This window comes from Pseudomonas sp. NPDC078700 (genome assembly GCF_044542375.1).
Taxonomy (GTDB): domain Bacteria; phylum Pseudomonadota; class Gammaproteobacteria; order Pseudomonadales; family Pseudomonadaceae; genus Aquipseudomonas.
The window spans coordinates 142,101-164,627 of sequence record NZ_JBITUI010000003.1 but is presented as its reverse complement, the minus strand read 5'-3'; the positions used below and the strand labels follow the sequence as shown (position 1 = coordinate 164,627).

Annotated in this window: 11 protein-coding genes; 4 read left to right on the top strand and 7 right to left on the bottom strand. The window is 54.1% G+C overall.

Annotated features, from left to right (window positions below; genetic code table 11):
* Positions 1-3: 3 nt before the first annotated feature.
* Complete coding sequence (locus ACIGCM_RS11105) at positions 4-420, top strand: VOC family protein (RefSeq protein WP_397502120.1); 417 nt, start codon at positions 4-6, stop codon at positions 418-420.
* A gap of 68 nt (positions 421-488) precedes the next feature.
* Here the strand turns inward: ACIGCM_RS11105 and ggpS are convergent, their stop codons facing one another.
* The 3 genes from ggpS to ACIGCM_RS11090 all read right to left on the bottom strand — a co-directional run bounded on the left by ggpS (position 489) and on the right by ACIGCM_RS11090 (position 5,724).
* Positions 489-2,771 (bottom strand): glucosylglycerol-phosphate synthase, encoded by a 2,283-nt coding sequence (ggpS, locus tag ACIGCM_RS11100; RefSeq protein WP_397502119.1) that lies wholly within the window; start codon positions 2,769-2,771, stop codon positions 489-491.
* A 179-nt stretch (positions 2,772-2,950) separates the two neighbouring features.
* Positions 2,951-4,222 (bottom strand): MFS transporter, encoded by a 1,272-nt coding sequence (locus ACIGCM_RS11095; RefSeq protein ID WP_397502118.1) that lies wholly within the window; start codon positions 4,220-4,222, stop codon positions 2,951-2,953.
* Between the two features lie 170 nt (positions 4,223-4,392).
* Entirely contained in the window at positions 4,393-5,724 is a 1,332-nt protein-coding gene (locus ACIGCM_RS11090) for a DUF2254 domain-containing protein (RefSeq protein ID WP_397502117.1), read from the bottom strand.
* 203 nt (positions 5,725-5,927) lie between these two features.
* On the opposite strand from ACIGCM_RS11090, the gene ACIGCM_RS11085 reads away from it, so the two are divergent.
* Positions 5,928-6,179: a type II toxin-antitoxin system Phd/YefM family antitoxin gene (locus ACIGCM_RS11085; RefSeq protein ID WP_397502116.1), complete on the top strand. Its 252-nt coding sequence runs from the start codon at positions 5,928-5,930 to the stop codon at positions 6,177-6,179.
* Entirely contained in the window at positions 6,179-6,604 is a 426-nt protein-coding gene (locus ACIGCM_RS11080; protein ID WP_397502115.1) for a type II toxin-antitoxin system VapC family toxin, read from the top strand. The genes ACIGCM_RS11085 and ACIGCM_RS11080 overlap by 1 nt, the downstream gene beginning before the upstream one ends.
* Here ACIGCM_RS11080 and ACIGCM_RS11075 read toward each other — a convergent pair.
* The 3 genes from ACIGCM_RS11075 to phhA are packed head-to-tail and all read right to left on the bottom strand — an operon-like array spanning position 6,579 to position 9,010.
* Positions 6,579-7,811 carry an amino acid aminotransferase gene (locus ACIGCM_RS11075; RefSeq protein ID WP_397502114.1) on the bottom strand — a complete coding sequence of 411 codons (1,233 nt, stop codon included), beginning with the start codon at positions 7,809-7,811 and terminating at the stop codon, positions 6,579-6,581. The two genes, ACIGCM_RS11080 and ACIGCM_RS11075, sit on opposite strands and share 26 nt — an antisense overlap.
* A complete protein-coding gene (locus ACIGCM_RS11070; protein ID WP_397502113.1) occupies positions 7,808-8,164 on the bottom strand; it encodes a 4a-hydroxytetrahydrobiopterin dehydratase in 357 nt (118 codons plus the stop codon). Before ACIGCM_RS11070 ends, ACIGCM_RS11075 begins: the two co-directional genes overlap by 4 nt.
* A gap of 57 nt (positions 8,165-8,221) precedes the next feature.
* A complete protein-coding gene (gene phhA / locus ACIGCM_RS11065) occupies positions 8,222-9,010 on the bottom strand; it encodes a phenylalanine 4-monooxygenase (RefSeq protein ID WP_397502112.1) in 789 nt (262 codons plus the stop codon).
* 255 nt (positions 9,011-9,265) lie between these two features.
* Here phhA and ACIGCM_RS11060 point away from each other — a divergent pair, with 255 nt between their 5' ends.
* Positions 9,266-10,816 (top strand): sigma-54-dependent transcriptional regulator, encoded by a 1,551-nt coding sequence (locus ACIGCM_RS11060; RefSeq protein ID WP_397502111.1) that lies wholly within the window; start codon positions 9,266-9,268, stop codon positions 10,814-10,816.
* Between the two features lie 157 nt (positions 10,817-10,973).
* Here ACIGCM_RS11060 and ACIGCM_RS11055 read toward each other — a convergent pair whose 3' ends face one another.
* Entirely contained in the window at positions 10,974-22,463 is an 11,490-nt protein-coding gene (locus tag ACIGCM_RS11055; RefSeq protein WP_397502110.1) for a VCBS domain-containing protein, read from the bottom strand.
* Positions 22,464-22,527 lie beyond the last annotated feature (64 nt).

Sequence of the window (22,527 nt, the reverse complement as noted above, 5' to 3'; positions counted from 1 at the left end):
ACAATGAAAATTAATAGCTACCTGACATTTGATGGCAATTGCGAAGAGGCTTTCAACTTTTATGCGCAATGCCTGGGCGGCAAGATTGAGGGCTTAATGCGCTTTGCGGATATCCCTTGTGAGGATGCTCAAATTCCACCTGGGTCCGAAGAGCGCATTATGCATATGCGTTTGCTGGTGGGTGACCAGGTGTTGATGGGATCGGACTCATGCCCCATGCAACCTTACGAGGGGATCAAGGGTAACTCGGTAGCCTTGAATCTGGATTGTACCGATGAAGGTGAGCGCATCTTCAATGCGCTGGCCAAAGGCGGAACCATCGAAATGCCCTTTGAGAAAACCTTCTGGGCGACTCGTTTTGGATCGGTCAAAGACCGTTTTGGCGTGCCGTGGCTGATTAACTGCGAAGTCACTGAATAAATGCGCAAATGCCCTGTACTACTTAGTAGCAGTGCAGGGCATTTTTAGCCTGGCAGCTGTTCAGCGCCTTAGGACGCTAGGCCAATGGTGCTGATGTTTTCAGGCTTTTCCAGTTCGAATGGCGCTTCGGCAACCGCCGAGAGGAATTCATCGCCCCAGCGACGAATGTCGTTGTAGCTGACAATGTCGAATAGCTCCCGCAGACGTGCCTGTGCTTCAACCTTAGGCAAGTTCAGCGCCCAGTAGCAGGTGCTGACAAGGTCAGCCGGATCATGAGGGTTGGTCAGCAGTGCGCCTTTAAGCTCTGCGGCTGCACCTGCAAACTCGGACAGCACCAGTACGCCGCTGCCACCGAGTAAACCTTGGGCTGCGACAAACTCTTTGGCGACCAGATTAAGGCCGTCGCGCAGTGGCGTGATCCACATTACGTCGGCCATGGCATACCAAGCGCTGACTTCTTCAAATGGCAGACTGCGGAAGAAGAACTGCAGGGGCGTCCAGCCAATGCGGGCAAAGCGTCCATTGATGCGGCCAACAGCTTGCTCAATCTGGGATTGAAGCTCGTTGTAGATGGTCATCTCTTTGGCCGCCGGTACACATACAGTGACTAAGGTGACCTTGCCGATTAGCTCGGGGTTCTCTTCAAGAAGGCGTTCATAGGCATTGAGTTTTTCCAGAATGCCCTTGGTGTAGTCGAGGCGTTCTACTGAGAGAATCAGCTTGATGCCGGTCAGCTCTTCACGCAGTCGCCCCATCATTTCGCGGATTTTCGGGTTATCCAGGGCGGTGCGCACACGGTCAATGTCCAGACCCACGGGATGCGCGCCGAGTTTGACCACGCGGCTGCCCGTGTCGACCGCTGTGGTCATGCGCTCAAGCCCAACCGCGCAACCATAGGTGATAAAGCGCGGTGCGCAGTTTTGCCGGCTAACTGTTTGCAGCGGCGTTACACCGCGCGCTACGTCGACGAAGTTTTCCACCTGGCGGGGAATATGAAAGCCAATGTAGTCGCACTGCAGCAGGCTACCAATAATCTGACGACGCCATGGCAGTACGTTGAAGACGTCAGCCGATGGAAAGTAGGTGTGGTGGAAGAAGGCAATCTTCAAGTCCGGGCGCATCTCGCGCAAATAACCGGGCACCATCCACAAGTTGTAATCGTGCAGCCATACAGTTGCGCCTTCTGCGGCTTCAAGGGCAGTGCGTTGAGCAAAGGCCCGGTTTACCTTAAGAAAGATCTCCCAGTCGTCTTCACGGAAGGTGGCACGCTCCCAGAAGGTATGGAGTGTCGGCCAGAAGGCTTCTTTGGAGAAGCGCTTGTAGAAGATATCGACTTCTTCTTTGGTCAGGGCCACACGTGCCGCTTTGAGTTTGGGATAGCGCTCGGCATCAACTGTGGTATGGGTTTCAAAAGGCTCTTCTTCATCGCCTTCGTGAATTGCCCATGCCACCCAAGAACCTGGGCGGCCATCACCAAAGAAGCTGAGCAGGGTCGGAATGATGCCGTTGGGCGAGGTCGGTCGCCGGCGCTGTAGCTTGCCGTCAGTGCCACGGTACTCTTCGTAGGGCAGGCGATGGTAGACCATGACCATTTCTGATTTGCCCGGCTGCGCAGCTTGACGTTTTTCGGCGGCGATACCGTGCTCACCCAGAAAACCAAAGTGAGCAAATGCTTCGAGAATCCCACCGCAGCCACTGCGATGTGCATGCAGGGTGCGTGAATGGTGCAGGGTGGCGTCTAACAACGCTTGTTCGGATTTACCCACGCAAACGCCGTGGAATTTGCTGTTGAGCATATTCAGGTCGTTAAGGGTGTCGCCTGCGGCGAGAACTTGATCGCTATCCAGTTCAAGCCACTCGGCCAATGCTTCTAGGCTGCTGCCTTTGTTTACGCCCTTGGGCAAAAAATCCAGGTAGCGGGCAGCCGAGTAGAGCAGGTCGCAACCCAGTGCGTCGGCAGCGGCTTGCAGTTCAGGTGCAGCGGCTTGTTCTGGGGTGCAAAAGTAGGAGCAGCGGCGCACTTGAGGTACATCCTGACGCTCAAGGTTAAAGCCCTCGATGGCACTGGCCACTTGACTTTCGCCCGGCCAGCGGGCATCGACGGCATTTTGCAGGGGTTGAATAGGTTGCAGGCTATCACCGTGAACCATGGTCGCACCGACATCAGCAATGATGTAGTCGGGGTGCGGCAGGGTTGGGTCTGCCAGTAAAGGTAATACCGCTTCAAGACTGCGGCCAGTGACATAGGCCAGCTTGATTTCAGGGTGAGCGGCAATGGTTTGGTAAAGGCTTAAACGATCCTCTGGATCGCCAGCAAGAAAAGTACCGTCAAGATCGGTTGCAAGTAGCATGCGCTGTCTCCCTGTCCATTTAGTGGGTGCAGTTGACGCGCCGACATCAGCCGACGAGCTTGAGCGTGCTGTTGAATAACTGCGCTGTTAGTCAACAACAGGCTCTGCGTTTCGGGCAGATGCACCCAGAGTGTAGGTGACTGCCATTATTGTTATGTAGCAGCAGAATATGACTGCTGTTACGGTGATTCCGGTTCAGGCCCAGCATGGTTGGTGCCTGAGTCTAGATCTGCATGCGGTGCATCAGGCATGAGTTCCAATACGGTGTGGCTTGTGCGCAGCATCGGCACAAAGTGAGCCTGATCGCCGCTGACCAAATCGCTGACATGGCGCAGCCGGTAAAGTGTATAGGCCGCCAACAATCCCAATACAGCAGCAAAATACAGCGGTAAGGCTTGCGCGCCGATGTGCTGCATAAGAACACCAGCAAGGAGCGGGCCACATACTGAGCCAATACCGTTAACCATCAGTAAACTGCTGGAGCCTGCGAGGATTTCGTCGCTGTGTAACTGGTCAATCAGCTGTGCCACAGCGATGGGGTAGATGGCAAAAGCCAACCCGCCCCAGACAAACATTAAGCCTAGCAGGATGGGGCCTGCGGGCATGAAACTCATCAATATAGCGACCACTACCGACAGCGCTACGACCCAGAACATGATCATACGTCGATCGTGTTTATCTGAATAACGACCAATGGGCAGTTGCAGTAACGCGCCGCCAAGAATGGCGCTACTCATCAGCAAGCCAACGCCTTTGGCGTCGAACCCGCTGAGGTTGGCATATACCGGTGCCATGCCCCAAAAAGCGCCAAGGGCCAAGCCAGACAGGCCGGCGGCAGCTATCGACAGAGGTGCGATTCTGGCGATTTGACGAACGTCGGTGTGCAGGGTTTCTGGCACCGTGGGCTGAATCTGCCGGGTCATGGTAATGGGCATCAATGCCGCGCTGATCAGTATCGCCGCCAGGGCGAAGAGCATGAACTCGGTTGGCTCGGCCAAGTTGAGCAACTGTTGCGCTGCGGCTAATGCACCCAAATTGACCGCCATATAGATGGCGAACACGGTGCCGCGCTTGTCATTGGGCACCTGAGCGTTTAGCCAGCTTTCAATAACCATGTACAGGCTGACCAAAGCCAGGCCGTAAATAACCCGCAAGCCAAGCCAGACCCAAGGGTTAACAATCAACACGTGGAGCAGGGCGGCGATGGCCGCAAGTGCTGCACAAAACGCAAACGCACGGATATGTCCGATGCGCCGTACCAGCGGAATCGCTAGCCAGGTGCCAAGGAGAAAGCCGACAAAGTACCCGGACATAATCAGTCCGAGCATTCCGGTGGAATAGCCTTGGGCTACGCCGCGCAGAGTCAGTAGTGTATTGAGCAGGCCATTGCCGAGCAGGAGTAACGCGACCCCGCTCAGCAGTGAACTGATAGGGGCAATAAGGGACCACATGGCGAGCTACCCTAGGGAACTAGTCCTAAGATAGCAAGCACAAAGCGCGCCACTAACTTTTGGTTTGTTTTGCTAACTTGTTGATTTTAATCAATAAATATAGGTTGAAAATATATTCACTAATTTTTTATGACCAGGCCGTGCACCGTGGCGGTGCGTTATTCCAACGGCTAGCAGGCTTTTGCCTTTGTCAGGGCAGGCAGATTCACTTTAGCGGCACTGTTAATTCGCTCGATAAAATCATTGATTTCCTCGCGGTCTCGTGGCGTTGCGAGGTTCTCATCAGCGGTTTCCAAAACACTGCGTGTATGACGCAACAGCTGGGCTTTGTGCTCCGACTTTGGGTGTTGGTGGAGGATGTTTTTAAAGGCTTGAAGCAGGCTTACCAGCACGCTCGGGTCTGCGGCACCATAGGTGCGAATAGGGCCGAGGATCTGCTGCAACAGCTGATCCAGGGGCAACTCATTGAGGAACAGACGCGGAGGCCCCTCTTCCGACTCGCTAAAGTCAAAATCCGGTAGGTTCAAGCGCTGGCTGAACAGCACACTGAGCATATCAATGGCTTTGATTGCAGTGCCGGGGTCATTGATTCCCGGGCTCAATGCCTTAACCGCAATTTCAGATATTTGTTTGCAGCCAAACAGATAATGGGTGCTGGGGTATTCCTCGATAAAGAAGTCGAAGCAATCCAGTAGTTTGTTAATCAGCGCCTCATCGACTTTGCGGTTGAGCTTGAACAGCGGATGGCCTTCTATGACGAAGAATCCACGGTGCACCTGGATGGTCATGGTCAGGTCATGGTCGCTGAGTATTTCATTGGCCAGCGCTGAGTTGATCTCCTTGAAATAACCACTGCGTTGAGAGCGGACTTGTTGCCATTTACGGTCATCAGGCCAGTGTGGTGCGGGGCTTTGGGCTGCCATCTTGCTGACACGTCCGTTGAAAACGTCCCGCGTCACATGGTAGAGGTTGCTTAGGATGTGCTCGACTTGGATTGACTGTGAAATTGACCGAATGAAGTAAACAAACAAGGCCAAACAAGCAATCCCCAGGCCGAGTGAAATCAATACACCGAGGCTTGGAACCTTATCGCTGCCATTGAGCTCAATGGTGGTAATCAGCAGCAGTGCGTAGATGATAGTGCCCAAGTAAAAGCCTAAGGTCTTCTGGTGACTTTTACTGCTTACAAGGCCTGGCAGTACCCGCGGAGAAAGGACCGAGGCTGCATTGTTGAGCACCACCATGACCATTGAGAAGCTGAACACCATCAGTGATATCAGGCCGGCGACCAAGGTGCCGAGAATCAGTCGGGCGTTATCTGCATTGCGCACCAGGCCCACTTCAAACTCATCTTTAATGGCCATTAACCAGGGCTGGTATTCAATGGAAATATTGACCAAGCAGGCCAAGACAAAACCCAAGGCAATCAGCGTCGGATAAAACGCCAAGCTGTGAATCATTCGCTGATAGACGCGAAAGAGTATGTTCGAGGGACTGATCACAAATGTTCCTTTTCAGACAGTCACCGAACTATAGCTAAGTGGACGGGGGAGATAAAACTATGGATTAAGGAAAGGCGTATATCGACGCGGATATCCTTGGGTATAGGGTCAGTGAGCAAGATTGGCATACAAGAGGTTGCAAGATTGACCATATGGGCATATGTAGTAACGTGTCTACTTATTGTGAATGGGAGGTTGTCGCCATGCACACAACATTGAGCAGCCGCGAATTTAATCAGGACACCAGTGGCGCTAAGAAAGCTGCCCGCTCAGGACCCGTTTTCATTACTGATCGTGGCAAACCCGCACATGTATTGTTGTCGATTGATGACTACCAGCGCCTTACTGAATCTAATGTCAGCATTGTCGACATACTGGCGATGCCGACAACGGATGATATTGAGTTTGAGCCGCCTCGTGTGGCTATTAAAGCCCGTCAAGTCGATTTGTCCTGATGTTTGTTCTCGATACAAATGTGGTTTCAGAGCTGCGTAAGGTTAAATCCGGGAAAGCGGATGCCAGAGTCATTAAATGGGCGCGTTCCATTCGAGCAAGTGAGATGTTCGTGTCGGCTATTACCATCATGGAGCTAGAAATGGGCGTGCTTCAAATGGAGCGGCGCGATGTTGTTCAGGGTGCTGCTTTGCGGGCATGGCTTGATCAACATGTGTTGCCAGGTTTCAAAGGCCGTATCCTCACGGTAGATGCCGCTGTTGCGATACGCTGTGCCCAGTTGCATGTCCCTGGTCCGAGCGCTGAGCGTGATGCGTTGATCGCAGCAGCTGCGCTCGTCCATAGGATGACAGTGGTGACCCGGAACGTATCCGACTTTGCGCCTACAGGGGTACCTGTTCTCAATCCATGGAGCCTGACTCCATGATTGTTTCAGGCGCAGCGCAGACTATCGCAATCGCCTGTGCCAGTTGCTCAAAGCGCAGCGCGTCGATACCGGCCACATTGGCCCGGCCTGAACCGACCATATAGATGCTGAAGTCTTCACGCAGCCGTTTCACCTGAGTGGGTGATAAGCCGGTGTAAGAGAACATCCCCCGTTGTTGGCTGATATGGGCGAAGCGCTCTGCCAAGCCATGGGGCTCAAGCGCGGCCACAAGGCCCTCGCGCAAACTGGCCACCCGTTGGCGCATATGGTTTAGCTCATCAACCCACAGAGCTTTAAGGTCATCGTTGGCTAAAATTGTAGCGACCACGGCTGCGCCATGGGCCGGTGGCGTTGACCACAGGTTGCGCGCCATAAACGCGAGTTGACTGCGTATATCGATTAGCTTCTCGGTATTAGCCGCGCACACCAGTAGCGCGCCGGTACGCTCGCGATAGAGGCCGAAGTTTTTCGAGCAGGAGCTGGTAATTAACAGCTCGGGCAAGGCGTCTGCGAACAGTCTGACCGCCCAAGCATCTTGCTCGAGGCCGTCGCCAAAACCTTGGTAGGCAAAGTCGATCAGCGGCAGCAGCTCGCGGGCTTTGACCACCTCAAGCACGCGCAACCAGTCAGCCTGACTTAAATCAAAGCCGGTCGGGTTGTGGCAGCAGGCATGCAGCAGTACCACGTCGCCTTGGGGGATCTGGTTGAGCGCGGCAAGCATGGCTTCAACATTTAAGCAGTTGTCCGGCCCCACATAAGGATAATGACTGACGCGCAGGCCTGCTTCGGCAAAGATGCTTTCATGGATAGGCCAAGTCGGGTCGCTTAACCAAATGCCACGTCCGGGCAGTTGATGGCGAATGAAGTCTGCTGCGAGGCGCAACGCACCGGTGCCGCCCGGTGTTTGCGTAGCGCCGGCGCGCAGTTCGGTCAGGGCTTGGTTGTCCGTTCCCAGGACTAATTTTGCCAGCAACTGGGTAAACAGCGGATCGCCGTGGCCGCCGATATAACCTTTGCTGGTTTCAGTCTCAAGCAGACTTTGCTCAGCCAGTTTGACCGCTTTGGGAATGGGTGTCAGGCCCTGAGCGTCTTTGTAAACGCCGACGCCAAGATCGAGCTTGCCCGGGTGGCTGTCTGCGCGGTACGCCTCCATCAGGCTCAGAATTGGGTCACCGGGTACGCGGGTTACAGAGGCGAAGTGGTTCACTTGCGACCCTCTGCGCCTGCGGCGACCTCATCGGTACGTGCGGCCATGATGAAATCATTGCGGTGCAGGCCTTTGATGGAGTGGCTCCACCAAGTCACAGTCACTTTGCCCCACTCAGTCAGCAGACCCGGATGATGGCCTTCAGCCTCGGAAATGTCGCCAACAGCGTTGGTGAAGGCCAGTGCATGCTTGAAGTTTTTGAACAGGTAAATTTTTTCCAGCTGCATGATGGAATCACGAACTTCGATGTTCCAATCTGGGATTTGCTTGAGTAATTCAGGCAGTTCTTGATCCGAAACCTGGGGGGCACCTGATTGGCAGGCTTCGCAATGGGCTTGAGTGAGCGCAGTCATAATGACTCCTTAAAAAATTGAGGTGATGAGTCTGAGATGCCGCAAAGTGGCGGGGGTTCACGCCGCTTGTTTAGGCGGAAATTGGGGAGCATGAAGACCCAACTGACGGGCTTTAATGACCATCGCCATGATGTCCTCATGGGCAAGGTCGAACAGTCGTTTCAGCTCAGGCAAGGCAAAGTAAACCGGCTGCAAGATGTCGATCCGATAAGGGGTGCGCATTGCCTCGACTGGGTCAAAGGCCTGATGTTGTGGCTGATCAGACAAGCAATACACCGTTTCTTTCGGGGATGACAGAATCCCACCTCCATAAATCTTGCGGCCTTGGCTGGTGTCAACCAGGCCAAACTCGATGGTCATCCAATACAAGCGGGCGAGGAACACGCGTTGCTCCTTATTGGCTTGCAGGCCGAGCTTGCCGTAAGCGTGGGTAAATTCAGCGAACCAAGGGTTGGTCAGCAGCGGGCAGTGGCCGAATATCTCGTGAAAGATGTCGGGCTCCTGCAGGTAATCGAGTTCTTCCGGGGTGCGGATAAAGGTTGCGACCGGAAATTGCTTGCTGGCCAGCAATTCAAAAAATGTCTGGAAGGGGATGAGTGCAGGCACCCGGGCGACTTGCCAGCCGGTGGTCGATTGCAGCACCTGATTAACCTCATTGAGCTGCGGGATACGCTCATGGGGCAGTTTCAGCTGCTCAATACCATCGAGGTATTCTTGGCACGCACGGCCCTCTATCACCTTTAACTGACGTGTGATTAGGGTGTTCCAAAGCTGATGCTCAGCTTCGGGGTATTCAATAAAGCCGTCGTCATTCGGCTGGCGGGCGACGTACTGCGTACTTTTCATCTATTCGCCTTCTGATGGAGATTTTGTTGTTGTGTTAGCTATGGATAACTCAACAGCAGAGGCGTTTACAGCCTAAAGCAGCAGCCCGGCTTTAATTTCGCCGGTAAATACGTAAAGAATTGATTACAAATATGCGAAGGTGGCGAAATAGAATCTTGCTGAGCCGCTAAACTGTCACATATTCTTGACGGGTAATCCGCGCATTCAGCGATTTCTTACGGGTGCGGTCCATAAAAATACGATCAGAGCTCAGTCATGCGTATCAAAGTTCACTGTCAAAACCGCATTGGCATCTTGCGTGACATTCTAAATTTGTTGGTTGAGTACGGTATCAACGTCGCCCGAGGTGAGGTCGGCGGTGAACAGGGCAATGCGATTTACCTGCATTGTCCGAACTTGATCAATCTGCAGTTTCAATCGTTGCGCGCCAAGTTTGAAGCCATTACCGGCGTGTTTGGCGTTAAGCGTGTGGGCTTGATGCCCAGTGAGCGTCGTCATCTAGAGTTGAATGCATTGCTGGGTGCCTTGGACTTCCCGGTGCTATCGATCGATATGGGCGGATCGATCGTTGCGGCTAACCGTTCTGCTGCGCAGTTGTTGGGAGTCCGCGTCGATGAGGTGCCAGGAATTCCACTGTCGCGCTATGCCGAAGACTTCGACTTGCCTGAGTTGGTACGGGCAAATAAATCGCGAATCAATGGCCTGCGGGTCAAGGTTAAGGGCGATGTGTTTCTCGCTGATATTGCGCCGTTGCAGTCGGAGCATGATGAGAGCGAAGCGTTAGCTGGAGCAGTGCTGACCTTGCATCGAGCAGATCGGGTAGGTGAGCGCATTTACAACGTGCGCAAACAAGAGCTGCGCGGCTTCGACAGTATCTTTCAAAGCTCAAAAATCATGGCCGCTGTGGTGCGTGAGGCGCGGCGGATGGCGCCATTGGACGCGCCCTTGCTGATTGAAGGTGAAACCGGCACGGGTAAGGAGCTATTAGCTCGCGCCTGTCATTTGGCCAGCCCGCGGGGACAGTCACCTTTTATGGCGCTTAACTGTGCTGGTTTGCCGGAGTCGATGGCTGAGACTGAGCTATTTGGCTATGGGCCGGGCGCATTCGAAGGTGCCCGCCCTGAAGGTAAGTTGGGCCTGTTGGAGTTGACGGCAGGCGGCACGCTATTTCTTGATGGGGTGGGAGAGATGAGTCCACGCCTTCAAGCCAAACTCCTGCGTTTTTTACAAGATGGCTGCTTTAGGCGAGTTGGCAGTGATGAGGAGGTGTATCTCGATGTACGCGTGGTATGCGCCACTCAGGTGGACTTATCGGAATTGTGCGCGCGAGGTGAGTTTCGCCAAGACCTTTATCACCGGCTCAATGTCCTGAGCCTGCATATTCCCCCCTTGCGTGAATGCCTGGATGGCTTGGCACCGCTGGTTGATCATTTTCTTGACCAGGCCAGTCGGCAAATTGGTTGCGCGCTGCCTAAAGTCGCGCCACAGGTGCTCGAACGCCTCAGTCACTATCACTGGCCAGGGAATGTGCGGCAGTTAGAAAACGTGCTGTTTCAGGCGGTTTCCTTATGTGATGGCGGCACGATCAAAGCTGACTACATTCGTTTACCGGATTATGGCGCGCCGCAGCCCATTGGTGACTTTTCCCTTGAGGGTGGGTTGGATGCGATCGTAGGTCGGTTTGAAAAAGCCGTGCTTGAGCGTTTGTTTAGTGAGCATCCGAGCAGTCGTCAACTCGGCAAGCGCCTGGGTGTTTCGCACACAACTATTGCCAATAAGCTGCGTGAGCACGGCATTGGCAAATAGATGAACAAATACCCTGAATAAATGGCTCGCGTAGGCTGGCCAAATGGTGGGTGGACAAACGCCACCCGGCCTACCAATCGACCCGCGCAATGAGAAGTGTAGGGCGGCCAAGCCAAAGCTTGCCCGCCTAGGTTCTAACGCTAAGGGGTCATAATCCTCAGCTTTCAGGTCTGATCAACGTGCGTTGCTGCGCAGCGTTTTTCAGTTGGTTTTGAAAGCTGTTCGCCGTTTGCGCAGGTTCAGGTTGCCGTTCTCGATCCTGTTCTTGATTTTGATCTCGCTCAGGTACCTGCCATGAATGAATCAGGTTATCCGGGTTGGTGCCGAACAGCGATGGATCACTGAGCAAGCCGTCGGCAGTCAAATCTACTCGCTGTTGACGACTGAGTATCCAGGTCATGTCCAGTTCGCTGTCGAATTGACTGTCAAGCACCTCCTGATGGACAAACTGGCCAGGAACAGGGTCAATCCCACCCTTGTCGCTGAGGAACCCGCCAGGAGCGCCTAGCATCAACTTGCTGCCGTCGACCTCGCGGGCCATAAAGGCGTTGATCTTGCTATCACGTTGCACGACAGGACTGATGAACACCACAGGATCAATATCTTTGAGTAATGGCTGATATTGATCTGCGGGATCACGATCGTCTTCATGGTGGAAGGGGCCGTCTACCGGTGCCGGAATAAAGGGGGCGGTGATATCCAGATTAATGACCAGCTCGGCAGGGTCTGTTGCACCCGCCAAGTCACCCAGGGTGTAGGTGAATACATCGCTCAGCACCTGCCCCAGCCCTGCGGCTGCAAGCACTTCATTGTTGGTTAGGTCGATGCTGTAGGTGTAGCTGCCGTCAGCATTGAGCACCAACGTTCCGTAGCGTCCAACCAGTGGCTGGCCAAGGGTGCCTGTTGTGCCGGTTGCATTCTCAGCGCCGGTGCGGATCGCCACCACTTGCAAGCTGTCGCCGCCATCGACGTCGCTGTCATTTGGCAAGACGTTGCCACTGGTTTGCGGGGCCGGGAACTGATCACTGGCCACATTGCTGTCATTGACCGCCAGCGGGTTGTCATTGGCCCCCTGAATCAGCAGGTTCAAACGTGCAGTCGACTCAGCCCCTGCCGTATCGCGCATGCGGTAGGTGAAGGTTTCGCGCAGGGTCTCGCCAGCCGTGCGCAGGGCTTGGACTGTCGGATTGTTGTTGTCCAGTACGTACTGATAGCTGCCGTCGGCATTGAGTGTAAGGCTGCCATAGCGGCCCACCAGTACTTGACCTGCGCTGGCTGAGTTGCCGGTTTCGCTACCGGCGCTGATAACCTGCTTGGTTTCACCATTGGCCACGCTGTCGACGTCGGTGTCGTTATCCAGCACATTGCCTTGCGGGTTCACGCCTGGGGTATTGTTGAACACCCCTCCCGCTTCAACGGCGGTGGCGTTATCGTCATTAGCCACAGGCGTGTCGTTGCGCCCGTCAATGGTAATCACCAGCTGGGCAGTGTCGTCGGCAAGGTAGGGGTCTTCGACTGTGTAAGTGAAGGTCTCGGTGAGTGTTTGGCCACTGATGCGCAGCGCTTGCACCGCGGCAAGGCTGTTGTCCAATACGTAATTCCAGCTGCCGTTGCTGTTGAGGGTCAGATTGCCATAAAGGCCACGCAGGCTGGTGCCGACGCTGCCGTTAGTGCCGGTTGCTGATTCAGCGCCGGTGCGTATACCTGTGACTGTGAGTACTCCATTCTCCAGATCGGTATCGTTGCTCAGCACATTCCCGCTCGGGTTGACCCCGGGCGTGTTGTTGTTAAGCCCGCCAGCCTCAATGGCCGTGGCACTGTCATCATTGGCAACGGGTGGATCATTGCGGCCGATAATCAGGATCGACAGTTGCGCCGGGTCGCTGAGGCCGCCGTCGTCAGTAGCGGTGTAGGTGAAATAATCGAAGAGGGTATCGAGCAGGTTGAGGGCCAGAACATCTGGATTGCTCTTGTCGAGCACGTAGTCGTAGGTGCCGTCGGCATTGATTATCAAGCTGCCGTATTGACCGACCAGTACGCTGCCCACAGTACCAGCAGTGCCGGTGCCACTCTCTTGGCCAGTGCGAATGGCGGTGACGGTTAAGCTGTCGCCGGCATCAACATCGGTATCATTGTTGAGCACGTTGCCGCTTGGGTCGATTGAAATACCGTCACCATTGTCGGCAACGGCGATACCCACATCATTGGCTGCAACAGGTGTGTCCCACGCGCCTTGAATGGTGATCAGAAGTTGCGAGGCAGCTTGAGCTCTAGCTGTGTCGTGCATGCGGTAACTAAAGGTTTCGCGCAGGACGTCGCCAGGCTTAAGTGCTTGTACGGCGGCTAAACTATTGTTAACCACATAGCTGTAGTCGCCATTAGCCAATACGGTCAGCGTGCCGTAGGTACCGGTGATTGATTGGCTGGCATCCACGCCAGTGAAACTGCCGCCAACCAAGATGACGCCGTTACCGATGCCATCAAGGGTTTTGCTATCGCCGCTGTCAACATCGGTATCATTGGCGAGTAGATTACCGCTTGGGTTCGTACCAGGTGTGGTGTTGTTGATGCCACCTGCTTCAATGGCAGTGTTGCTGTCGATGACTGCCCTCGGGGTGTCGTTTTGCCCGGAGATGGTGATGGTCAATGTAGCGGTAGTGGTTGCACCCGCCACATCGCGAATGGTGTAGGTGAAGCTTTCACTGACTCGGTTTAGCGCGGTTCGCAGTTGTTGTACCAGAGGATTGTTGTTATCAACGGTGTAGGTGAAGCTACCGTCGCTATTCAGTCGCAAGCTGCCGTAGGTCCCCGCGAATGCAGTGCCAATGCTGCCGCCGGTTACCGCGGTAACTGTGAGCGCTTCGCCATTGCGGTCCACGTCGGAGTCATTGTTCAGCACATTACCGCTTGGATTAACCCCGGGCGTGGTGTTGTTTAACCCGCCGGCTTCAACAGCCGCAGCGCTATCATTTCTGGCGACCGGGGTGTCGTTAGTGCCCTGGATGGTGATGGTCAGCAGTGCTGTATCGGTTGCGCCAGCGGTATCAATTACGGTGTAGTTAAAAGTGTCAGTGAGCGTATTACCTTCTCGCAAAGCCTGAACCGCTGCCATGTCGTTGTTGACTCGATAGCTGTACTGCCCATTACTACCAATGGTCAGCCAGCCATAGGTGCCCTGAAGTTCAACCCCAAATGTACCTGCGGTGCCTGCTCCTTCCGTTGCGCCTGTTCGCACTGAATCTACGGCTTTAGTTTCGCCATAATCAATTGGATCGGCAGGGATTTCGCCGCCATCAACATCAGTGTCGTTGGTCAGTACGTTGCCGGTAGGATTCAGCCCGCCGGAGCCGTTATTAATGCCCCCTGCTTCAATGGCGGTTACGCTATCGTTTACTGCTATAGGATTATCATTTTTGCCGCGAATGATAACGTTGATTTCGGCGCTATCGCTTAACAAACCCGCGTCGCTAACGGTGTAGGTGAAGGTTTCAGTAAGGGTATCGCTCTCCACACGCAATGCCTGCACTGCGGCCAGGGCGTTGTTGACTTCATAGGTGTAGCTGCCATCTGCGCGTATGGTCAGCCAGCCATAAGTGCCTTGGAGGCGGGTACCAACGGTGCCGGCTGTGCCCGTGCCTGCTTCTGTGCCGGTACGTATAGCGGTAACGGTAAGCGCGTCGCCATCTGGGTCTGCGGCCGAGATATTGCCGTTCGGGTTAATCCCTGGAGTGGTGTTATTTATGCCCCCAGCCTCTGTTGCCAAGGCTTGCTCATCTTCGGCGACAGGCGGGTTGTTTGCGCCGGTGATTCTGATCACTAATTGCGCGGTATCAGTCAACCCGGCAGTGTCGGTTATTTCATAGGTGACGATAACATCGAGGGTTGCGCCAGCCGGTAAGGCAATAATATCTGGGTGATCGCTGTTGACATCAAAGCTGTAGGAACCATCCGAGTTGATGGTCAGTTCGCCATAGGAAATTGCATTCGGATTAGCGAGGGCAGTCCCGGTTGATGTCTGCGCGTAGAGGGTGTCGAGAGTGGTGCCAGCACCGACTAAGCCCAGCGCGCCACCCGCCAATTCAGTGCCGTTGCGAATACCTGTTACGGTCAGATTAGTGTTAGGGGTGTCAGCACTGTCAACGTCTTGATCGATACCGTTACCGCCAGGGTCGTTAATATTCCCCGGCCGACTTGGCAGGGTAATAACGTTGCCAATCGGATTATCCTCTGTGCCGTCATCGTCAGTCACTCCCGCTTGTGCTTCGCCCAGGTCATCACTGGCAACCGGGTTGTCGTAGTTGCCTTTAACAGTGATGGTCAGGTTGGCCAAGTCGTTTAAGCCCAGCGCATCGGTAACCTGATAACTGAACACATCGGTCAAGGTGTCGGTCGGGCCTAAGCGTTGAACATCAATATTATCCTGATCAATTACGTAGCTGTATTCACCATCGGCGGAGATGGTTAATCGGCCGTATAGGCCATCGATGGAGGCCGAACCACCAGGTGGCACAGAAGTGGGTGTACCGATCTCTGTTTCGGGCACATTACGAATAGCGGTGACGCTTTTCGACTCGCCATAATCAATAGGATCGCCGGCAGTACCATCCACATCGGTGTCGTTGTCCAGCACGTTGCCCGTGGCATCAGCGCCAGCAATTGGGAAGCCTGGTGGTGGCGTATCTCCAGGATTACCTACGTCAGTGTTACCGACGCCGCCTTTTTCTATTGCCGTGCCGGTGTCATCGACGCCTACAGGTGTATCGTTGGCGCCTCGGATGGTTATCGTGAGATTTGCTTGTGAATTTGGCGTGTCAAGGGGGTCGCCGCTGTCACTCATTTCATAGGCGAAGACTTCGGTTAGCGTCTGGCCACTCAGGCGCAGGGCTTCGACTTCAGGGTTATCGTTATCGACAACGTATCGATAAGCACCGCTGGTATCGACAAATAAACTGCCGTATTTGCCGATAATTTCAACAGGGGCACCCGCTGTAATTGTAATGGTTCCGATGGTGTCATCAGGTGACGTGACGGATACCAGAATAAGCTCTTCGGTGTCTGGGTTGGTAATCAGGTCGACGTCTGTATCATTGTCAAGCAGGTTGCCAGTTGGGTTTACCCCAGGGGTTGCGTTATTACGACCGCCAGCTTCTGTCGCTGTCGCAACATCATCTACAGCCGTCGGTGGATCATTGACGGGTGCTACGATGATTGATAAGGAATCCTCATCAGTAAGTGCGTCAGTGGTTTCACCGGGAATGCCGTTACCGTCGAAGTCACCAAAGTTACCTAAATCACTGGTGAGCACGGTGAGTGTGTCGTTACCGTTGAAGTCCTGGTTGCCCAAATAGTTGAGGTTGGCCAGTGCTGTGTTGATGTCCGTGATACGTCCGACCAAAACCAGGGTGTTGCTGTTGCTGCCACTGACTGTGATGCCAGAAGGTGCTGCGCCGGTCAAGAACAATGTGCCTTGGGTAACGCTCAAGGTGACTTGAATAGCTCTGCTAGTATCAACTGGATCGCGTTCGGCATCGGCGTCACTCACGGTAATGCCGGTGATGTTTAAGGCAATGTCTTCTTGGGCATTCTGTGTGCCTGGCAGGCTGTTTACCGGGGCATCGTTGAGTTCGACGTAACCGGAGTTGGCTTGTTGACTGTCGGCTTCGCCTAAGATGATATCGACTTGACCAAGGGTGCTGCCATCGGTGTCGATGCGAATGCGTAGGTTGCCAAAGTCATCGGGAATCAGATCTGTAGGCGTGTTGTTTATATCGGTGGGGGAGTCAATGCGATACAGGCCTGAGGGTAAAACCCCGAACATGAAGCGACCATTGCTGTCCGTTATCGTGGTGAAAGAATCATCGTCAGCATTGCCCCAGATGCCGTCAGCACCCGCCCAGTTAAGCGTGACTTCTAGCCCCTCAAGACCCGGGCCATCTGGCGTAGTCGATGTATCGGCTGAACTGGTGTCATTCCACAGGGTGCCACTGATGATGCCAAGGCCTGCGGCTTCAACCAGTTTGTAGTTATTGAGCACCGTGTTGTCTGGCCCAACCCCGTCAGCGCTGGTACGCTCGCCGTCAGCAGTGCCGTCGGTGCCGACAGTGCTGTTGCCCCAAGTAGTGAAGGTTTCTGGCAAGCTGCTCCAGGTGAGGCTGGCATCGGTGTTGGCAACAACGGCATCGTTGGGTACATCAACGGTGTAGACCACGCTAACTTGACTGCCAACATCAATTTTTGTGAAGTCAATATCAAGTCCACCGGTGGTGCTGACAGTGATGCCAGCAGCAGCAAGTTGAGCGGGTGTTGTATAGGTAGTACCGTCAACGGTTACACTGACCAGTTGATAGTTGGTGCCGGTTGGGAAACTGTCGCTCAGGTTAACGTCATAAGCAGGCAGCTCCCCGCTTTGATTAAAACCGACGGTTACGGTTGCGGTGCCTGTGGTGCCGCCGACATTTGGGTTGAAATCTGTCACTGATTTGTCTAAGTCAGTAAAACCGCCTTCTACAACGCGCTCGAACAAGGTGTCGCTTGTAGCGCGCAAGGTGTCGCTAACTTGGTCTTGAACGAAGACACCGAGTTGATCACCCGCTTGATTGTCCAGTGTGTTGTTTACCCGGGCGGTAAACTCGATAACGATACCTTCGAGGTTGTTATCGACTAGGTCCCCTTCAGTGTTAGTGATTGTGCCTAAATTAATGGTGACGACCATTTTGCCACCCACCATCTCAGTGGTCACGTAGGGTGGAATTGCGTTCAGTATTCCGGTTGGACTTAAACCAGAAAGATCGGGCTGGATGAAGCCGGCTTGAGCAGAGTTCTCATCACCGAAAATGGCTAAATTACCGTTGGTGGTGATGTCGGCGCGGCTACTTGTGAGACCTCCGTTGGAGATGAAACCAATCCGCATACTGGCGAGGTCTGCCAATGTCAGGCCCGCATCCAGGGTTATTATCATTTTATAGTCAGGGTTTTCACCTGCGGGTATAAGCGCGGTAGCGCGATAGCGCACCAACTCACCGACGGCGACATTCTCGACACTGGCGTTGGTCGGGTTGGGGGCGGCGGTATCATCCAGACCACCCACCCGAGAAATTCTGATGCCTTGGGCCACGGGGATGATCAATGTGCTGTCACGGCGGTAATCATTGAGTACGCCGCTATCCAGCACGCCGTCTACGCCTGTGCGTTCATCGCTATTGGTACCCTCCATGCTGGTCCATTGAACTTGCGCTTGGTTATCAAAATTTGGCACTGCCGCGCCGGTGGCGTTGACCACGCCACTGACATTAATTGCAATGCTGCCACCTTTGGCAATATCAACATTGCCGGTGTTTACCAAGGTGTTGCCGACTATGGCGAAGCTCGCAGTGATATCAGTCGGCACCCCGTTAACCGTGTAGATAACGCTGGTGATAGTCAGGCCGCTTAATTCGGTCGGCAGGGTGTCAGTGAAGTTGATATCAAAGGCATCAAAATCAGTGCTGCTGTTGCCATTGGTGATGGTAATGGTGAAGTCAATCGGGTCATCTTGGTCAAAGCCGAAATCGGTCGGGGTATTGATGGTCTGGCTAATTTGCAGGGTCGGTTCACGCAGGGTGATGGTGGGTTTGTCGCCGGTTAACAGCACAGCCACGTCAATAGCGTCCGCTGGGTCGGTGCTGTTGGCTGTGTTGCCGTCAGTGTCGGTATAGCCGAGTGTCGCATCGTTTTGGCGTACGGTGCCGGCTTGATTGTCGATGACGTCGGTGGCAATCAAACGCACCCGAATCACAAATTTATTGTTGTCGACATTATTGTCGCCCGTGGTCGTTGACGCACTAAAGGTAAAGCGCGCATCGACGCCATCTGTACCAAGGGTGCCGCTGGGTGCGGAAATTGTGTCGATCACCACGTTACCGGCGAAATCAAAGTTCAGTACATCGCCCTGAGTGGTAATCAACTGGTAACCACCGGTGCCGAAACTGGTGTCCAGACGCATGCCTGGCGGTATCAAATCGGTGATGTTGAGTGACTGAGTGACGCCTTCAGGCAGGGTGACAATGATGTCGTAGAGCATGCTTTCGCCTACGACCAAATCCGCTCCAGTGGTATGGCTCGCGCTTGAGTCGCTGTCATCGAGACCTCCGCCGGCGAAATCCTTGCTGATAGTCGGTGCTGCGACCTGTTGCCCAGCGGTGTCGGTTAGTACACCGCTATCGAGGAAGTTTGCGCCGCCTTCAACACTGGCGTAGTTGACCAATGTGCCGGTGCTTTGCAGGGTCGCGCTGGCGTTGATAGTGCTAGCCACCACCGCGTCGTAGGTGATCACAATCAGGTTGGCACCGCTGTTATCAGCATCGGTCCCCGGGCGACCCGCGAGCAGAGCGCCAACGCCTGCACCATCGATAAAGGTGATGGTGTTGGTGGCATCATCGACGGTGAAATCCACTCCCACAGTAAGCTGGGTGCCATCACCGCGGAATATCAGCAGGTTGGCGGTAGACAGGTTGTCGCCAACAAAGGATAGGCCCGGTGGCAGGGTAATTTGGGTGCTGACATCATAGGCATTGCCGCCCCCGGAGTTTTCAATTGCCGTGGCTAATCGGACTGTGTCGTTAGCGTCAATATTAACGACATTACCTTCAATCGCATTGATATCAGTGACACTGCCGGTGAAGGGCGGCGTCGTTGTTCCTGGCTGGCTCCAGCTCCCCGTGGTGCCGCTAACGGTGCCGTTGGTTGAAGACACGACACCATGGGTGATGCTCAGCTCTGGTTCGGCTACCGAAGCAATAAGGGTCACGTCATCCGAGGACAGAATTTTGTTTTTATCAAGGGTGGTGGTTTGGCTCGACTCAGCCAAAACGTTAAATGAACGTTGGTCAGCAAAGGGCTGATCGCTGACGGTCAGGGTAAAGTCGATTTGAATGGTGCTGCCATCAACGCCTGTGTTGACATAGTCGTCGAAGGTGAAAATTAGCGAGTTACCTGGCCCAATAGTCACAGAGCTTGGGCTGTTGGGGTTGGTGTTGTCGGTACCGAGTTGCCACAAGGTGTTGGCATCAAGACCGGTTAAGTCAAATAACGGCAATGGTAGATAAGCGGTGAGGCTGAAGTTCTCGTAATCACCTGTCACCAAGTCATAGGTCAGGCTAAAGGTTACTTCATCGCCTGGACGCAACTCTGTGCCTGGGGCTGGTGCGCCATTGTTGTTGAGGTCCGCAATCTCGATATCTACATTACTGGTTGGGATTGTGCTGGTGGTGGTCGATGAGTCTGATTGGTCTTCTCCGGTGAGGTTAACCGGGTCTTCCATAATGGTGGCGGTCACTGTTGCATTATTGCCTAGCGAGTCACCTTCGTTGATTTCACTGTGGGGATTACCAGCTGGTGGCGTATAGCTTTGGCCAATGATGGCTTGATAGCTCAGAACGGCTGTACTGGCACCCTGCAAAAAGTCATCGAACGCAAGGTCGCCATTGATCCACTGATGGTTTGGATAAACTTGCTCAATTGATGCCGCGATATCGAATACCAGCGTGGTGGAACCATCTGGATTTACTGTTTGGGTAAAAACCACTGGAATTTGATAATTAACTCCGTCGATGTTGCCAGATAGCGTAAGGGAGTCGCTGTCCAGCGTTTGTCCATCACTGAGCTTGTCGGTGATCACAAAGCTACCCTGGTTGAGTAGGGTTTCACCGAAGGCGAAATAGTCGGAAATGTTGATATTAATGTTGTAGCTCAGGGTGTCACCCGGGCTCAAGCCGGTGGTGCCAACATCAGTATCTAGCGTGACCTGTTTCTCTAAGGTGATTGACTTGGCAATGATGCTTGTTGCCGTGCCGTCACCACTGAAGGCAATGGTGCCGCCTGGGGTGTCGGTGTCTCGCGGGTCCAGTGGCTGCCAAAAACCACTGGCGCTGGGCGGACCAAAGGTGATGGTTGAGTCGTCACCGGTGATAGGGTCGAGGACTGGATTACCATCGACATCAGCATCGGGGATGAAGAAATCAACACTGGTGGTCACAGGCGCTGAAAAATCGCTGTACGACACGGTAAACGACTGGATATACACATCATTGGTCTGATCGGCGTCGTTATTGCGTGCAAATACTGCATTGATTAATGCGGGGTTGCTGATGGTGTCGCCGTTATACAAGGTGATGGATGTGAGCGTGCCGTTTGCTCCCGGTGTTATCTCGGTAATGATTACATCGTCAGGGACCGGCTGAGTGATCACAAGGTTGGTGATGGTCTGTGATGTTGCCGGGCTCACGGTAAGCTGCAATTCGCGGCCAAAGTTAGGCCCGGTCGCGGTTTCACCTTCTGGAGCGATGATGGTTTCATCGAAGGTGATAATCGTTGGGTGGACGACATAGCTGATCGCTGCGGCTTCAACCAGACTCGGGTCAAGCGTCGGGTTGTTCAGTGCGTCATTACCGTATTGAAAACCGCTGCGGGCGCGGATTGTTAAATCAGGCGAGGCTGCAGAGCTTGAAAAATCGGTATCGGCCAGATCGCTCAGGCTTGCCGTAACTTGAATGCCGATATTCGGCTGGCCCTGACTGACGCTGGCAAAGGGCAGCTCCAGCACAACCATTTGGTCGCCTGCGCGCATGCCATATGTGGATGCACTAATGACTAAAGGCTGACCATCGGCCCCTACTGCCAGAGGGTGAACCGCCTGCCCATTGGCATCGAATGTAATCACATGTGCTACCAGTGCTTGACCCTGATAGCTGGCCGAGACAAAGCTGATGCCGTCATCAATCTCAGCACCTGCACCGTCGACACCTGTTGTGGGCAGGAATACGTCTACAAAGGGGGCGTAGCCTGACTGTGACGAGGTATTGGAGAAGTTCAGGGTAAAGGTAAAGTTGCCGCCTAGCTGAACATCCGCTCCGGCGCCACCGACTGACAAGGTGGGTGCCGCATCTGCCAGCAGACCGGAAAAACTATCGAGAGTCGCAGCGCTTAGGGCAATTGATTTATCAATATCGCCATCGCGTACTTCCAATTCCCAATTGCCACCCGCGGCTTTACTGCCAGTGTCATCATTGGATGCGCCAACATCCGCGCCTGTCCAGCGAGCCAGTTCACCCACCAAGGTTTTACCTGCCTCGCCGGCACCGACCTTGCAGCCATAGAGTTGAATGTCCGCACCGGTATTGAGGTTGTTGCTCCACTGGGCGAAGCGACTGCCAAGTTGATCAATATTGTCGCTTGATACCGTGGTGCTGCCCAAGGTGAACTGGCCAGCGCCGCCATGGGAAAGAATCTGTATGGAGTCGACCTTGCCCAAGGTTTCAAGGGCTTGCTCGATGGCCGCAATACCATCTTGTTTGCTGTCGACCACTATGGCTTTGACGCCCTGAGGCAACTGCTGGGTAAGTTGCTGGCTGTTTTCCAGCCGACTGTCTATGACCAATAACGCCGTGGTAGCAGATGTTGGCGCAGGCGCCGAACGTGCAGCCTCGACTGGGCTCGCAGGCGGATGGCTGTTGTCTTGGGTGTCGTGACTGGACTGTGCGGGGGCATCGCTAGCATGTTGCTCGGTCGCAACTGCTGCTGCACCGTCGAAAAGAATCCTGGGTTCCAATGCCAGCGTCCGGGCGCTAGGCTTGAAGGGATTACCATTACGACCGATGGTGGCTTTTGACATCGACAGGGCTCCATGCACATAAAAAAGATCGTGAATAAAGAATAGACGGATCTGTCGAAAGCGT

Excerpts from the sequence above, each read along its gene's own strand:
- ACIGCM_RS11055 (WP_397502110.1), bottom strand. The coding sequence starts at position 22,463 with ATGTCAAAAGCCACCATCGGTCGTAATGGTAATCCCTTCAAGCCTAGC.
- ACIGCM_RS11070 (WP_397502113.1), bottom strand. The coding sequence starts at position 8,164 with ATGACTGCGCTCACTCAAGCCCATTGCGAAGCCTGCCAATCAGGTGCC.
- ACIGCM_RS11095 (WP_397502118.1), bottom strand. The coding sequence starts at position 4,222 with ATGTGGTCCCTTATTGCCCCTATCAGTTCACTGCTGAGCGGGGTCGCG.
- ACIGCM_RS11105 (WP_397502120.1), top strand. The coding sequence starts at position 4 with ATGAAAATTAATAGCTACCTGACATTTGATGGCAATTGCGAAGAGGCT.
- ACIGCM_RS11080 (WP_397502115.1), top strand. The coding sequence starts at position 6,179 with ATGTTTGTTCTCGATACAAATGTGGTTTCAGAGCTGCGTAAGGTTAAA.
- ggpS (WP_397502119.1), bottom strand. The coding sequence starts at position 2,771 with ATGCTACTTGCAACCGATCTTGACGGTACTTTTCTTGCTGGCGATCCA.
- phhA (WP_397502112.1), bottom strand. The coding sequence starts at position 9,010 with ATGAAAAGTACGCAGTACGTCGCCCGCCAGCCGAATGACGACGGCTTT.
- ACIGCM_RS11060 (WP_397502111.1), top strand. The coding sequence starts at position 9,266 with ATGCGTATCAAAGTTCACTGTCAAAACCGCATTGGCATCTTGCGTGAC.
- ACIGCM_RS11085 (WP_397502116.1), top strand. The coding sequence starts at position 5,928 with ATGCACACAACATTGAGCAGCCGCGAATTTAATCAGGACACCAGTGGC.